Annotated in this window: 11 protein-coding genes; 9 read left to right on the forward strand and 2 right to left on the reverse strand. The window is 66.5% G+C overall.

Going from position 1 to position 14,430, the window contains the following annotated elements:
* The first annotated feature begins 13 nt into the window (after positions 1-13).
* Genes ACFJI2_RS09365 through ACFJI2_RS09395 form a run of 7 tightly spaced genes read left to right on the forward strand, consistent with a single transcriptional unit; the run spans position 14 to position 8,906 of the window.
* Entirely contained in the window at positions 14-808 is a 795-nt protein-coding gene (locus ACFJI2_RS09365; protein ID WP_377704755.1) for a type VI secretion system accessory protein TagJ, read from the forward strand.
* A complete protein-coding gene (tssE, locus tag ACFJI2_RS09370) occupies positions 801-1,316 on the forward strand; it encodes a type VI secretion system baseplate subunit TssE (protein WP_107869219.1) in 516 nt (171 codons plus the stop codon). Before ACFJI2_RS09365 ends, tssE begins: the two co-directional genes overlap by 8 nt.
* On the forward strand, positions 1,313-3,193 hold the full coding sequence (tssF, locus tag ACFJI2_RS09375) for a type VI secretion system baseplate subunit TssF (protein ID WP_377704756.1): 1,881 nt from the start codon (positions 1,313-1,315) through the stop codon (positions 3,191-3,193). Before tssE ends, tssF begins: the two co-directional genes overlap by 4 nt.
* Positions 3,178-4,209 carry a type VI secretion system baseplate subunit TssG gene (tssG, locus tag ACFJI2_RS09380; protein ID WP_377704757.1) on the forward strand — a complete coding sequence of 344 codons (1,032 nt, stop codon included), beginning with the start codon at positions 3,178-3,180 and terminating at the stop codon, positions 4,207-4,209. The genes tssF and tssG overlap by 16 nt, the downstream gene beginning before the upstream one ends.
* Before the next feature lie 11 nt (positions 4,210-4,220).
* Entirely contained in the window at positions 4,221-6,956 is a 2,736-nt protein-coding gene (gene tssH, locus ACFJI2_RS09385) for a type VI secretion system ATPase TssH (RefSeq protein ID WP_377704758.1), read from the forward strand.
* 16 nt (positions 6,957-6,972) lie between these two features.
* Positions 6,973-8,052, forward strand: a complete 1,080-nt coding sequence (locus ACFJI2_RS09390; RefSeq protein ID WP_377704759.1) for a hypothetical protein — start codon at positions 6,973-6,975, stop codon at positions 8,050-8,052.
* A 2-nt stretch (positions 8,053-8,054) separates the two neighbouring features.
* Entirely contained in the window at positions 8,055-8,906 is an 852-nt protein-coding gene (locus ACFJI2_RS09395) for a hypothetical protein (RefSeq protein ID WP_377704760.1), read from the forward strand.
* Between the two features lie 97 nt (positions 8,907-9,003).
* On the opposite strand, the gene ACFJI2_RS09400 is transcribed toward ACFJI2_RS09395, so the two are convergent.
* Complete coding sequence (locus ACFJI2_RS09400) at positions 9,004-10,356, reverse strand: tetratricopeptide repeat protein (protein ID WP_377705815.1); 1,353 nt, start codon at positions 10,354-10,356, stop codon at positions 9,004-9,006.
* Entirely contained in the window at positions 10,344-11,888 is a 1,545-nt protein-coding gene (locus tag ACFJI2_RS09405) for a type VI secretion system contractile sheath domain-containing protein (RefSeq protein ID WP_377704761.1), read from the reverse strand. The genes ACFJI2_RS09400 and ACFJI2_RS09405 overlap by 13 nt, the downstream gene beginning before the upstream one ends.
* Before the next feature lie 97 nt (positions 11,889-11,985).
* On the opposite strand from ACFJI2_RS09405, the gene ACFJI2_RS09410 reads away from it, so the two are divergent.
* Positions 11,986-12,375, forward strand: a complete 390-nt coding sequence (locus tag ACFJI2_RS09410) for a DUF4280 domain-containing protein (RefSeq protein ID WP_377704762.1) — start codon at positions 11,986-11,988, stop codon at positions 12,373-12,375.
* A gap of 11 nt (positions 12,376-12,386) precedes the next feature.
* Positions 12,387-14,405 carry a type VI secretion system Vgr family protein gene (locus ACFJI2_RS09415; protein WP_377704763.1) on the forward strand — a complete coding sequence of 673 codons (2,019 nt, stop codon included), beginning with the start codon at positions 12,387-12,389 and terminating at the stop codon, positions 14,403-14,405.
* The last annotated feature ends 25 nt before the right edge of the window (positions 14,406-14,430 follow it).

The following is a 14,430-nucleotide window of genomic DNA, read 5'->3' on the forward strand; positions in this document are numbered from 1 at the left end:
ATCAAGGTTTCCCATGGACGCGCAACAGCTCATTTCTGAAGGCCAGCTTGGCGCAGCACTCAGCGCGCTGCAAGACCAGATCCGCAAAGACCCGTCCAACGCGAAATACCGAACATTTTTATTCCAGCTGCTCTGCGTGCAGGGCCAGTGGAACCGCGCACTGACGCAACTGAACGTGGCCGCCGAGCTGGATGCGGCCACCTTGCCGATGGCGCAAACCTACCGCGAAGCGATCCAGTGCGAGGCGCTGCGCGATGAAATCTTTGCCGGCAAGCGCCTGCCCGTGGTGTTCGGCGAGCCGGTGGCGTGGATCGCGCTGGTGGCCGAGGCGCTCAAGCTGGAAGGCGAGGGCAATGCCGCCGCCGGCGCGCAGGCCCGGGCGCGCGCCTTCGAGGACGCGCCGGCCACGCCAGGCCGCATCAACGGCGAAGCGTTCGAGTGGCTGGCCGACGCCGACGCGCGCATCGGCCCGGTGCTGGAAGTGATCATGAACGGCCGCTACATCTGGGTGCCGGTGCAGCACGTGAGCCGCATCGACATCGAAGCGCCGGCCGACCTGCGCGACAAGGTGTGGATGCCGGCCACCTTCACCTGGACCAACGGCGCCAGCACGGTGGGACTGATTCCGACGCGCTATGCGGGCACCGTGCGGCCGGGGGCGGACGATGCCTTGCTGCTGGCGCGCCGCACCGAATGGAGCGAGGACGGCGCCGGCCTGGGCCAGCGCATGTTCGCCACCGACGCGGCCGACTACGCGCTGATGGACGTGCGCACCATCGAATTCGGAGCCGAAGCAGGCAATGGCTGAACTGGCGCCACGAGAGCGGCTGCAGCCCTCCCTGCTGGACCGCCTGACCGACGACGAACCGGACAGCAGCGTGGAATCGCGCGAGCGGCGCGTGCTGTCGCTGCGCACACTGCGCGAAAGCGTGCTGCGCGACCTGGCCTGGCTGCTCAATACCACCAATCTGTTGTCCGTCGCCGACTACCCCAAGCTGCCGCACGTGGCCAACTCGGTGCTGAACTACGGCATGCCGGACATTTCCGGCATCTCCGTGGCCGGCATGAACCTGACTGACCTGGAGCGCGGCATCCGCCAGGCCATCTGGGACTTCGAGCCGCGTTTGATACGCGCCTCGGTCACGGTGAAGGCGGTACCGGCGGAATCGGACAGCAATACCATCATGTTTGAAATTGAAGGCGATATGTGGGCGCAACCTTACCCTGAGCGGCTGTACCTGAAGACGGAACTGGACGTGGACCGCGCCAGCATCCGCGTCACGGAAAACACCGCCGGCAAGGGAGCCTCGGCATGAACCCGCGCCTGTTGCGCTATTACAGCCAGGAGCTGCAGCATCTGCGCGAAGTGGGCGGCGAGTTCGCCAGGGAGTATCCGAAGATCGCCGGCCGCCTGGGCCTGGAAGGCTTCGACTGCGCGGACCCCTATGTGGAGCGGCTGCTCGAAGGCTTCAGCTTCCTGGCCGCGCGCGTGCAGATGAAGATCGACGCGGAGTTCCCGCGCTTTACGCAGCACTTGTCGGAACTGGTATACCCGCACTTCCTGGCACCCACGCCGTCCATGGCCGTGGTGCAGCTGCAGCCGGACCTGGCCAACCCCTCGCTCAAGCAGGGCTACGTGGTGCCGCGCGGGACGCCCATGCGCAGCGTGCTGGGCAAGGGCGACAGCACCGCCTGCGAATACCGCACCGCGCACGACGTGACCATGTGGCCGGTGGAGCTGGTGGAGGCCAAGTTCTTCACGCACAGCGGCGCCCTGGCCGGCGCGGGCGGCAATAGCGGTACGGCCGGGCTGCCGGGCAGCGTCAAGGCCGGCATCCGCCTCAAGCTGCGCACCGTGGGCGGCGTGCCGTTCCGCGCCTTGCCGATGGACCGGCTGGCGCTGAACCTGCGCGGCAGCGACGAAATGCCGGTGAAGATCTACGAACGCATCCTGGGCAGCGTGGAGGGCGTGCTGGTGGCGTCCGCCGGCGCCAGCACGCTGCTGCCGAAAAGCGCCGTGGCGCCGCTGGGCTACAGCGAGGAAGAGGCGCTGCTGCCGAGCGGGCGCCGCACCTTCCAGGGCTACCGCCTGCTGCAGGAGTACTTCGCCTTCCCGCAGCGCTTCCAGTTCGTCGAGCTGCGCGGCCTGCAGCAGGCGCTGGGCCGCTGCGCCGAAACGGAAGTGGACCTCGTCATCCTGCTCAACAAGGGCGACGCGCAGCTGGAGCAGATGCTGGACGCGTCGAACTTCGCGCTCAACTGCACGCCAGCCATCAACCTGTTCCAGCGCCGCGCCGACCGCATCAACGTCAGCGGCGACGAGTTCGAGTACCACGTGCTGGTGGACCGCACGCGGCCGATGGACTTCGAAGTATTCCAGATCGACGAAGTGACCGGCTACGGCACCGGTCCGAACGCGGACCAGACCTTCCGGCCGTTCTACACCGCCAAGGACATCGGCAGCCTGCACCAGGACAAGGCCTTCTACCATGTGCGGCGCGAGCCGCGCGTGATCTCGCAGCGCCAGCGCAAGGTGGGGCCGCGCTCCAGCTACATCGGCAGCGAAACCTTCATCTCCATCGTGGACGCGGCCGAAGCGCCGTACCGCAGCGATTTGCGCCAGCTCGGCCTGACCGTGTGGTGCACCAACCGCGACTTGCCGCTGTCCATGCCGCTGGGCGTGGGCAAGACCGATTTCATCCTCGATTCCGGCGCGCCCGTGACGGCGGTGCGCTGCATTGCCGGCCCCAGCCAGCCGCACGCCTCGTTCGCCGAAGGCGCGGTGGCGTGGCGCCTGCTGAACCACCTGTCGCTGAACTACCTGTCGCTGACCGACAGCGATGCGCGCCAGGGCGCCGTGGCGCTGCGTGAAATGCTGTCGCTGTACTGCCACCCGGGCGACTTGAACGGCCAGCGCCAGATCGAGGGCGTGCAGTCCATCAGCACCTCCAGCATCACACGGCGCATGCCGTCGCCGGGACCGATCACTTTCGGGCGCGGCCTGCAGGTGACGGTGACCCTGGACGAGGCGGCCTTCGAAGGCACTGGCGCCTTCCTGCTGGGCGGCCTGCTGGCGCAGTTCTTTGCGCAGTACGTGTCCATCAATTCCTTTACCGAGACGGTGGTGCGCACCGTGCAGCGCGGCGAGATCATGCGCTGGCCGGCCAAGGGAGGCGTATGCGCGATCCTGTAGAAACCGAACTGGAACTGGAGCGCAAGGCCGCGCGCATGGATTTTTTCCAGGTGCTGCGCCTGATCGAGAACGCGCACCCTGGGCTGCCGCGCATCGGCGCCTCGCTGCGCCCGCGCGACGACGCGGTGCGCTTCGGCCAGGACCCGGCGCTGGTGTTCCATCCCTCGGCGCTGGGCCAGTTCCTGCGCGCGGGCGCGGGCGGCCCGGAATCGCGCGCCCGGCTGGCGGTGAATTTTTTCGGCCTGCTGGGCGCCAACGGCCCGCTGCCGACCCACATCACCGAGTACACGCGCGACCGCCTGCGCAACGGCGGCGACGGCACACTGCTGGCCTTTTTCGACGTGTTCCACCACCGCATGCTGTCGCTGTTCTACCGCGCGCGGGCGCAGGCCGAACCGGTCATCAACCTGGACCGCGAGGACAGCGACCGCTTTGCGGAATTCGTCGGCAGCCTGTTCGGCATCGGCGCGCCGGCGCTGCGCCAGCGCGACGAGATCGGCGACTTCGCCAAGCTGCACTTCGCCGGCCTGCTGGCCAACAATGCGCGACCCGCATCCGGCCTGGTGTCCATCCTGCGCGAGTACTTCAAGCTGCCGGTGGCTGTGGAGCAGTTCACCGGGCACTGGATGCGGCTGCCGGTGGAGATCCAGTCGCGCATCGGCCGCGCCGAAGACGGCAACCGGCTCGGCGTGTCCACCGTCCTTGGCAGCAAGGTGTGGGACTGCCAGAACAAATTTCGCATCGTCATCGGTCCCATGGGCTTTGATGACTACGAACGCATGCTGCCAGGCGGCGACAGCATGAAGCGCCTGCTGGCCTGGGTGCGCAACTACGCGGGCACGGCCCTGGACTGGGACGTGCGCCTGATTTTGAAGAAGGAAGAAACCCCGCCGCTGCGGCTGGGCGGCAGGGCCGGCAACGGCCTCAGGCTGGGCTGGAGTACCTGGCCCGCCGGCGCCACTCCCGGCCGCAACCCGGACCAATTGCTCATCAACCCAAGCGCCCATGCGGGCTAAGGAAAATCATCATGGCAGAAATCAGTCGCGTCGCCCTGTTCGGTAAATTGAACTCGCTGTGCTACCGCGCCATCGAAAGCAGCACCGTGTTCTGCAAATTGCGCGGCAATCCTTACGTGGAACTGGTGCACTGGATGCACCAAATCCTGCAACTGCAGGATTCGGACCTGCTGCGCCTCGTGAAGCACTATGAGCTGGACGCGGCTGGCCTGGCGCGCGACCTGACGGCGGCGCTGGACCGGCTGCCGCGTGGCTCCACGTCGGGCATCGACCTGTCCTCGCAGCTGGAGGAAGCGGTGGAGCGCGCCTGGGTGTACGGCACACTGATGTTCGGCGAGTCGCAGATCCGTTCGGGCCACATCGTGGTCGGCATGCTGAAGACTTCCAGCCTGCGCAACGCGCTGTACGGCATGTCGTCCCAGTTCCAGAAGATCAAGGGCGATGACCTGAGCGAGAAGTTCGCCAGCCTGCTGAAGGAATCGCCGGAAGCGCAAATGGCGGCCACCGACGGCTTCCAGGCTGGCGGCGGCGCGGCGCCCGGCGAAGCCTCCGGCGCCATCGCCCCTGCGGCCATGGGCAAGCAGGAAGCGCTGAAGAAGTTCACCGTGGACCTGACCGAACAGGCCCGCAGCGGCAAGATGGACCCCATCGTGGGCCGCGACGACGAGATCCGCCAGGTAGTGGATATCCTGATGCGCCGCCGGCAGAACAATCCCATCCTGGTGGGCGAGGCCGGCGTGGGCAAGACGGCCGTGGTGGAAGGCTTCGCACAGCGCATCGCGCGCGGCGATGTGCCGCCCAGCCTCAAGGACGTGCAGCTGCTGACGCTGGACGTGGGCTTGCTGCAGGCCGGCGCCAGCATGAAGGGCGAGTTCGAACAGCGCCTGCGCTCCGTCATTGACGAGGTACAGGGCAGTCCTAAGCCCATCATCCTGTTCATCGACGAGACGCATACGCTGGTGGGCGCTGGCGGCGCGGCCGGCACCGGCGACGCGGCCAACCTGCTCAAGCCAGCGCTGGCACGCGGCACGCTGCGCACGATCGGCGCCACCACTTTCGCCGAATACAAGAAGCATATCGAAAAAGACCCGGCGCTGACCCGCCGCTTCCAGACCGTGCAGGTGGACGAACCGACCGAAGAACGCGCCATCCTGATGATGCGCGGCGTCGCCTCCACCATGGAAAAGCACCATAAGGTGCAGATCCTGGACGAGGCGCTGGAAGCGGCCGTCAAGCTGTCGCACCGCTACATCCCGGCGCGCCAGCTGCCGGATAAATCGGTCAGCCTGCTCGACACGGCCTGCGCGCGCGTGGCGGTGAGCCTGCACGCCACCCCGGCGGAAGTGGACGACAGCCGCAAGCGCATCGAGGCACTGGAGACGGAACTGGGCATCATCGGCCGCGAGAGCGCCATCGGTATCGACATCGGCAAGCGCAAGAGCGAAGCGGACGACCTGCTGGCCGTGGAGCGCGAGCGCCTGGCCGGACTGGAGTCGCGCTGGAACGCGGAACGCGCGCTGGTGGATGAACTGCTGGCACTGCGCGCCAAGCTGCGCGACGGCGCACAGCCGGTGGAAGGCACGGGCAGCAGCCTGGAGGCTGGCGCCGAAACCGCCGCAGCCGCAGCCGCGCCAGCGCCCGCCATCAGCGCGGAAGAACGCGCCGCGCTGATGGAGCAGCTGCGCGCAGTGCAGGCTAAGCTCACCGAGCTGCAAGGCGAAACGCCGCTGATCCTGCCTACCGTGGACTACCAGTCGGTGGCGGCGGTGGTGGGCGACTGGACCGGCATTCCGGTTGGCCGCATGGCCAAGAACGAGATGGAAACCATCCTCAAGGTCGCGTCGCTGCTGAGCCAGCGCGTGATCGGCCAGGACCACGCAATGGAGATGATCGCCAAGCGCATCCAGACCTCGCGCGCGGGCCTGGACAACCCGAGCAAGCCTATCGGCGTGTTCATGCTGGCCGGTACTTCCGGCGTGGGCAAGACCGAAACCGCGCTGGCCCTCGCAGAAGCGCTGTATGGCGGCGAGCAGAATCTGATCACCATCAACATGAGCGAGTACCAGGAAGCGCACACCGTCTCCACGCTGAAAGGCGCGCCCCCCGGCTATGTGGGCTACGGCGAAGGCGGCGTGCTGACCGAAGCGGTGCGCCGCAAGCCATATTCGGTGGTGCTGCTGGACGAGGTGGAGAAAGCTCACCCGGACGTGCACGAAATGTTCTTCCAGGTGTTCGACAAGGGCTTCATGGAAGACGGCGAAGGCCGCTTCATCGACTTCAAGAACACGCTGATCATCCTCACCACCAACGCGGGCACCGACCTGATCGCCGGCCTGTGCAAGGACCCGGACCTGATGCCCGACCCGGACGGCATGGCCAAGGCGCTGCGCGCACCGATGCTGAAGGTGTTCCCACCGGCGCTGCTGGGCCGCATCGTGACCATTCCGTACTATCCGCTGTCGGACCAGATGCTGGGCCAGATCGTCAAGCTGCAGCTGAACCGCATCAAGAAGCGCGTCGAGGCGCGCTACAAAATCCCGTTCCAGTACAGCGAGGACGTGGTCAAGCTGGTGGTGTCGCGCTGCACCGAGGGCGAATCCGGCGGCCGCATGATCGATGCCATCCTCACCAACACCATGCTGCCTGATATCTCGCGCGAGTTCCTGAACCGCATGATGCAGGGCGACGCCATCGGCGGCGTGCACGTGGATGTGAAGGACGGCGAATTTTCGTATCGTTTCGACTGAAAGGAGCAGGGGAGACATGATCAGCTATTACGATTTGGGTCCGGACAAGAAACTGAATGAGGTCGTGATGGCCGGCAGCCACGACGCGGCCGTGACCATGGGCGGCGCCAACACCCAGACGCAGGACCTGGACATTTACGACCAGGCTGTGTCGGGCGCGCGGCTGTTCGACATCCGCATCACCGGTGCGGTGGTGAAGAAGGGCGGCGCCGAGAAGGTGGTGACGCTGAAGGCCTATCACGGCAAAGGCCCGGAGAGCAATACCACCGGCGTTGACATCCGCACCGGCGGCGTGGCCACGGCCAAGGTGAAGAGCATGTGGGGCGGCGAGTACGGCCTGACGCTGACCAAGATCCTCACCGATGGGTCGCGCTTCGTGACTACCTACGCCACCGAGTTCGTGGTGCTGAAGTTCGACCACTGCCATAACTGGGAGATGATCGCTGCTGCTTGCGTGGAAGTCCTGGGCGACAAGATCTACAAGGGCGGCGGCAACCTGAATACGAAGACGCTGCGCCAGCTGCAAGGCAAGGTGATCGTGCTGTTTGCGTCCGACGGGCTGCAGCTGGTGCGGCCGACCTACAGCGCGGCGCAGGGCATCCTGGGCATCAAGAACCTGAGCAAGGCGGGCAGCACGTATGACGACCGCTACGAAGGCCTGCAGTATTTCGGCAAGGGCGGCACCAGCGTCGGCAAGCCGTTCGGCAAGATCGAGCAGAACATCAAGAAGCAGAGCAAGCTGATGGCGCGCGGCGGCGACGGCAATCCGAACGTGGTAGGCATGATGTACTGGACCACCACGGGTGTGTTCGAAAGCATCCGCGACCGCAACAACGGCATGTGGACGGCGCCCAATGTGGCGCGCCTGAAGAATATGTGGACCAACGGCCTGGATACGGCGGTCACGTCGCGCATGAACAAGTTCGCCAAGATCGATGGCTTCGCCAGCGGCACGCTGCTCAAGGCGTTCATGCCCAACTTCGTGATGATCGATTTCGTGGACGAGGAGAAGTGCAAGCATATCCTGGAGCTGAACACGATTCCGCCGACCTTCCTGGTGAAGAACATCAATAACTTCATGCGGACGGACCACTGACAGTGTCGTTGATATTGCTGCTCAAGCTGTTTCTTGTTCCAGCGCTGATTTACGCGGTGACGCTGGTGGGCCGCAAATGGGGGCCGGGCGTGGCGGGATGGATGTCCGCGTTTCCCATCATGTCCGGCCCCATCCTGCTGACGGTGACGCTGGAGCAGGGCGCCGCCTTTGCCGCCCGCGCTGCCGAGGGCACGCTGCTTGCGGTGGTGGCGGTGCTGGTGTTTAGCGTTGTCTATGCATGGGGGGCGGAGCGGGCCGGCATGGCGCTGTCCATGCTGGCGGCGCTGCTCGCCTGGGCGGCGTCGGTGGCGGGGTTGCAGGCGCTGAATTTGCCGGTGGTGGCGTGCTTCGCCCTTGTGGTTGGCGCGCTGCTGCTGGCGCCAAGGCTGTTTCCGGCGCTGCGGACCGATGCGACTGATGCAACTGTGCCGGTGCGTGAGCCCGGGCGCAAGACCACCGGCTCCGCGCAGGCGAGCGACCTGCCGTGGCGCATGCTGGCCGGCGCCTTGCTGGTGCTGGCCGTAAGCTACAGCGCCGCCACGATAGGCCCGCGCCTGAGCGGATTCTTTGCCATGTTCCCGGTGATGAGCACTGTGCTGGTCGGCTTCTCGCACGTCCGTTCGGGCCGCGCGTTCGCCGTGGCGCTGTTGCGCGGCATGGTCTTCGGCTACTTTGCCTTTGCCACGTTCTGCCTGGTGCTGTCGCTGATGTTGCGCGAGGGTTCCGTGGCGGCGGCGTTCGGTGCGGCGTTTGTGTGCGCGCTGGCGGTGCAGCTGGCCGTCAAGCACCTGATGGTCGCGCCGGGCGCGGCGACTGTCGGCAGCGTCACGCCCGGCCAGCGCGGCGCCCGGTAGCGCCAGTGCATCCGGCAGCGCCAGTGCGACAGACAGCGCCGGCGCGGCGCCGGCGCCGGTGCGGCCGGCGGCCGGCGGCCGGGATGCCAGCGGCGTCCTAGCCCGCCTTGCGCGCGCCGACGAGCAGGCCGGCAACCGGCTTGCTGGCTTCCTGGCGCAGCGTGACGCGGCGCAGTTCCCGCACTTCCAGCCCCGCTTCAACCAGCATTGCCCGCACATACGCCTCGGCGTGGCTGTAGCGTCCGTGCGGATGCAGCAGGAACTGCGGCGCGGCGGCAGCGTCCACCGTTTCTTCGACCGTAAAGACCAGGGTGCCGCCGGCCCGCAGCGAATCGCCGGCCGCCTTGATTACCGCATCCAGCGCGCCGAAATAGCACAGCGTATCGGCCGATACCACCAGGTCGTAGGCGGCAGGGTGCCCGGACAGCCACGCCGTCAGCTCCGCTTCGTGCAGCTTGTCGTAGCCGCCGCGCTTCGCCGCCTTGGCCAGCATGCCGGCCGACAGGTCCACGCCTTCGAGCTTGCGCGCGTAGGGCTTGAGCAGCGGCCCGCACAAGCCCGTGCCGCAGCCGGCGTCCAGCACGTCCAGCGCCGGTTTGGCGTCGCCGCCGGCGCCCAGCAGCGTTGCCACCATCTCGCCGCACATGGCCGGCGCGCAGTAGCCCAGCCGGGTCAGCACGTCGTCGAAGCTGTCCGCAAAGCGGTCGAACACCGTCTGCACATAGGAGTCCGACGCGCGTTCCGGCGCAGCCGCACCCTGGCAGGCGGCGATGTGGTGCTGCACCACCGGATTGTCCGGCTCGATTTTCTCCCACTCGCGGTACACTTCCAGCGCTTCCTCGTGGCGCTGCTGCGACACCAGTGCCCGCGCCAGGCTGCGGTAGACCTCCGGATTGTCGGGCGAGAGCAGCACGGCGTTGCGGTAGGCGCTGAGCGCCTCGTTGAAGTCGCCGGTCTTCTTCAGCACGTTGCCCAGGTTGACCCAGCCTTGCGCGAACTTGGGCGACAGTACGATGGCGCGCCGGTAGGCCGCCGCCGCTTCATCCAGGCGCTCCTGCGCGCGCAGCACCACGCCCAGGTTGTTGTGGGCCAGTGCGAAGTCCGGACGCGCTTCCAGCACGGCGCGGTAGGACTGTTCGGCGTCCGCGTGGCGGCCCATTTCCTTCTGCACGTTGCCCAGGTTGTTGCGCGCATCCACATAATCGGGCGCCACTGCCAGCGCGCGCTGGATCAGGTTGACCGCGCCCTCGTGGTTGCCCAGGTGGTGCTGCGCCACGCCCATGTAATGCAGCGCATCCGGATGGGAGGGCGCCACCTGCAGGATGGCTTCGTAATGCTGCGCGGCCAGGCGCGGCTTGCCCTGGCGGTGGACCGAGACCGCCAGTTGCAGCGCGTCGTCCAGGGAGATCTTTTGGGTGTTTTTCTTTTCATGCGCGGTCAGGAATTCCAGGCGCCGGACAGTGCTTGCGCTGGATGGGAAATGGACTGGCTGCGCAGCAGGCGCGCAGCGTTGCGGTTCTTGAAGCTGAGCAGGGGCATCAGGCCGCGCTCCAGCAGGGCGGCCCCGGCGCGTTCGGACAGGTAGGCTTCGGCGCAGGCTTGCATGTGCGCTTCGCCACCGCGTCGCACCGTATGGGCGGGCAGGTCGTCCAGGTCCTGCACGTCGCCGGGCGACATGTCCCAGGCGCTGTCTTGGAAGGCGCGGCCCAGCAGCAGGGCGACGGCCAGCGAGGCGTGGCCCCACAGGTAGTCCTGGTGCGCGTGGCCGGCATCGGCTTCCTCGAATTCGAATTGCTCGATGCTGTCGGTGGCTTTGCCGTAAGGGAGGCGCAGCAGCACGCGCGGCAGGGCAAGGCCCAGCCAGGATGCCTGCGGGCTGGCACGCAGCGCCTGCCAGCGGGTCGCCGCTGCGGCGTCCAGCTCCTGCCAATCGGACGCATCCGGCGTAGCTGCCAGCGAGGCGGCGCCTGCCAGCGCATCCGCGGCATTGGCGATGAAGGGGGCGTGTGCGCGGGCGGCCAGCGCGCCCAGGGCGGCCAGCAGGCCCACGTCGTCCTGACCGGGGCCGAAGGTGTAGGCGCCGCAAAGGACGGACCAGGGCGAGGCGTCTGCGCCGGTGCGCGGCTGGTCGACCAGCAGTTTGTGCAGGGCGCTCGCTTCCAGCCGGTCCGCGTTGGTGTCGATATCGGCTTGCAAGGCGGCTTTGCCTGCATCGGCGATATACAGCTGTAGTTCGTGGCCCAGTTCTAGCCCCGTCACCAGCTGGTACAGGCCGCGCCAGAGCGCTTCCAGCGCCTGGAACTGCGGCGCATGCAGCACTGCGCGCATGCGGTGGCCGATAACGCCATCGACTGCGGCCAGGTATTCGGACTGGCGCGGATCGGGGCCTGGCGGCATGGCGCCCAGAATCTGGCGGACCAGCTGGTCGATGGCCGGTACGCCGCCCACTGGCGCGGATACGGTCGCCGCAGCGCCACGTACGGGTGCGCCGAGCAGGCTGGCGAAGTCGCTGGCCGGGGCGGGCGCGGCACCGGCGGCGACAGCGGCACCAGCGGCGCCAGTGGCATCGGCGGTGCCAGCTGCGCCTGCCGCCGCAGCCGTCTCGCTGCCGGATTGCAGCGCGGCGGCAGCGTCGGCAAAGGTCGCGGGATTGCGCAAGCGCTGGCGCTGGCCGCGCAGCGCCGCGAATGCGTCGGATTTTAGATACAGCTGGTCGGGATGAAAGTCATCCAGTTCACGGAAATGGAAAGTATGCTCGGCGCCGTCCAGCGTCACTTGCACGCTGGGCGCCAGCTGCGCCAGCACCTGCTCGAGATTGTCGATATCGACCCGGCGCGCCGGGCCTATGCCTGCAACCACGCCTGCGGCGGCGCGGCCGCTGAAGTCGCCCAGGACCAGTATCCGCATGGGCTGGCCATCCTCGGCCGGGTCCTGCGGATCGGCGGCTGCAAATCCAAATTCGAATGTCAGCGATGTGGCCATGGGCGTCCCTCGTCGATATGCTGTGGTGTCCGGCAGCTTATCCTAAAACCTTACCTTTAAGACAGTTTTTTCAGTCATAATAGCTGGAGGAGGGGATATGCCAAACCAGGTTGCGATGGGCGCGATGATGACTTGCACGTTCGGCGCTGCGCCGTCGTCGCTGGTCGTGCTCCCGGCGAACAAAGTGCTCGCGGAAGGACCGCCTGCCGCCAACATCATGGACCACAAACCCATGGTGAATATCATGCCGTTCGGCGTGTGCAATTCGCTGGCCAATCCCACGGTGGCCGCCGCCACTGCCGCCGCCCTCGGCGTGCTCACGCCCATGCCCTGCATTCCTGTCACGCCCGCGCCCTGGGTGCCGGGTGCGCCGACGGTGCTGATTGCGAACATGCCGGCGCTGGACAACGTCTCCAAATGCATGTGCAACTGGGGCGGCGTGATCGCCTTCACGAACCCGGGCACCACCAAAACCATGATCCCCTGACCGAATCCGCTATGCCAGTTACGCAAGCCAACCGCGAAGTAAACGTCACCAGCGCCCTGGCCGACGATGTCCTGCTGTTCGACCGCATGAGCGGCGCCGAGCGGCTCGGGCAGCTGTCCGAATTCCGGGTGCAGCTGCTGAGCATCAAGCCGGACCTGAAGATCGCCGACGTGCTGGGCAAGCCCATGGGGGTGCATCTGGACTTGCCGGAGGGCGGACAGCGCCACTTCCACGGCATCGTCACGCGCTTTGCCAGCACCGGCTGGAGCGGCAGCCTGGCGCGCTACGAGGCGACCGTGCACCCCGGCCTGTGGCTGCTCACGCGCGCCTCCAACTGCCGCATTTTTCAGGACAAGAGCGTCATCGACATCGTCAAGGCGGTGTGCCAGGACGCCTCCTACGGTGGCGCCATCGACCTGAACGTAGGCTCGCTGAGCGGCACCTACGAGGCGCTGCCGTACTGCGTGCAGTACCGCGAGACCGACTTCAACTTCGTCTGCCGCCTGCTGGAAAATGCCGGCATCTACTTTTACTTCACGCACACTGCCAGCAAGCACACCATGGTGCTGGCCGACTCCTACGGCGCGCATGCGCCGCTGCCCGGCTACGGGAGCGTGGAATTTTCCGGCGAAGCGGGACGCCGCATCGTGGACCAGGAGGCAGTCTATGGCTGGGCTGCGGCCGGCGCCATCCAGGCCAGCAGCTATTCGCTGAACGACTTCGACTTCGAGAAGGCCGCCTCCAGCACGGCCGGCGGCCTGAAAGTGACGTCCACGGTGGCGGCGGCGTTCAGCCAGCAGGCATATGAGATGTATGACTATCCGGGCCTGTACACCGTGGCCGCCACCGGCACGGCGCTGGCGCGCGGCCGCATGGAAGGGCTGCACGGGCAGTGCGAGGAGATCGCGGCCGACACGAATGCGCGCGGCCTGTTCCCGGGCGGCCTGTTCAAATTGAAGAACCACCCGCGCGAGGACCAGAACCGCGAGTTCCTGGTCACGGGCGCCCAGTACGAGATCGTCGGCGGCTCCTACGGCAGCGGCGCAGGCGAGCCGATGGAGTTCCAGTGCATGTTCCACGCCGTCGGCAAGGAGCATAGCTACCGCGCGCCGCGCACGGCCGTCAAGCCGGTGGTGCAGGGGCCGCAGACCGCCATGGTGGTGGGCAAGGCGGGCGAGGAAATCTGGACCGACAAGTACGGCCGCATCAAGGTGCAGTTCCATTGGGACCGGGAAGGCAAGGAAGACGAGCTCAGTTCCTGCTGGGTGCGCGTGCAGCAGACCTGGGCCGGTGCCGGCTGGGGCAGCATGTTCATTCCGCGCATCGGCATGGAAGTGGTGGTGAGCTTCCTGGAGGGCGACCCGGACCGGCCGCTGGTGACCGGTTGCGTCTACAACAGCGACGCCATGCCGCCGTATCCGCTGCCCGCCGAGCAGACCAAGTCCACGGTGAAGACCAATACGTCCAAGGGCGGCGGGGGCTTCAACGAGATCCGCTTCGAGGACAAGAAGGACGCGGAAGAGATTTTCGTCCAGGCCGAGAAGGACTACAACCGCGTGGTGAAAAACAACGACACGCTGAAAGTGGGCTTCGAGAAGAAGGACAAGGGCGACCAGACCATACAGATCAAGAATGACCGCAGCCTGGATGTGGGGCACGACCACAAGGAGCACGTGGTGAACGACCATACGGTGACGGTGGACCATGACCAGATCATCACGGTCACCAACGACCAGAATCTGAAAGTGGACAACAACCAGACGGTGAAGATCGCCGTCGACCAGAAGCTGGACGTGGGCGGCAACCAGACAGTTGCTATCACCGGCGACCAGAAGGTGACCGTGTCCAAGACCATCGTGATCGAGGCCACCACGTCGATCGAGCTGAAGGTGGGCGGCACCAGTATCAAGATGGAACCGGCTAAGATCACCATCAAGTCGCCGGACGTGACGGTGCAGTCCGACGGCATGGCCACGGTGAAGGCCGGCGGCGTGATGACGATAGGCGGCGCGCTGGTGAAAATCAACTGACGCAGCCGATTGTGAGATTGTGCTT

Source organism: Pseudoduganella sp. UC29_71, from assembly GCF_042693265.1.
In the GTDB taxonomy this organism is placed as follows: Bacteria; Pseudomonadota; Gammaproteobacteria; order Burkholderiales; family Burkholderiaceae_D; genus Rugamonas.

Excerpts from the sequence above, each read along its gene's own strand:
- ACFJI2_RS09410 (WP_377704762.1), top strand. The coding sequence starts at position 11,986 with ATGCCAAACCAGGTTGCGATGGGCGCGATGATGACTTGCACGTTCGGC.
- tssH (WP_377704758.1), top strand. The coding sequence starts at position 4,221 with ATGGCAGAAATCAGTCGCGTCGCCCTGTTCGGTAAATTGAACTCGCTG.
- tssE (WP_107869219.1), top strand. The coding sequence starts at position 801 with ATGGCTGAACTGGCGCCACGAGAGCGGCTGCAGCCCTCCCTGCTGGAC.
- ACFJI2_RS09390 (WP_377704759.1), top strand. The coding sequence starts at position 6,973 with ATGATCAGCTATTACGATTTGGGTCCGGACAAGAAACTGAATGAGGTC.
- tssG (WP_377704757.1), top strand. The coding sequence starts at position 3,178 with ATGCGCGATCCTGTAGAAACCGAACTGGAACTGGAGCGCAAGGCCGCG.
- ACFJI2_RS09365 (WP_377704755.1), top strand. The coding sequence starts at position 14 with ATGGACGCGCAACAGCTCATTTCTGAAGGCCAGCTTGGCGCAGCACTC.
- tssF (WP_377704756.1), top strand. The coding sequence starts at position 1,313 with ATGAACCCGCGCCTGTTGCGCTATTACAGCCAGGAGCTGCAGCATCTG.
- ACFJI2_RS09415 (WP_377704763.1), top strand. The coding sequence starts at position 12,387 with ATGCCAGTTACGCAAGCCAACCGCGAAGTAAACGTCACCAGCGCCCTG.
- ACFJI2_RS09405 (WP_377704761.1), bottom strand. The coding sequence starts at position 11,888 with ATGGCCACATCGCTGACATTCGAATTTGGATTTGCAGCCGCCGATCCG.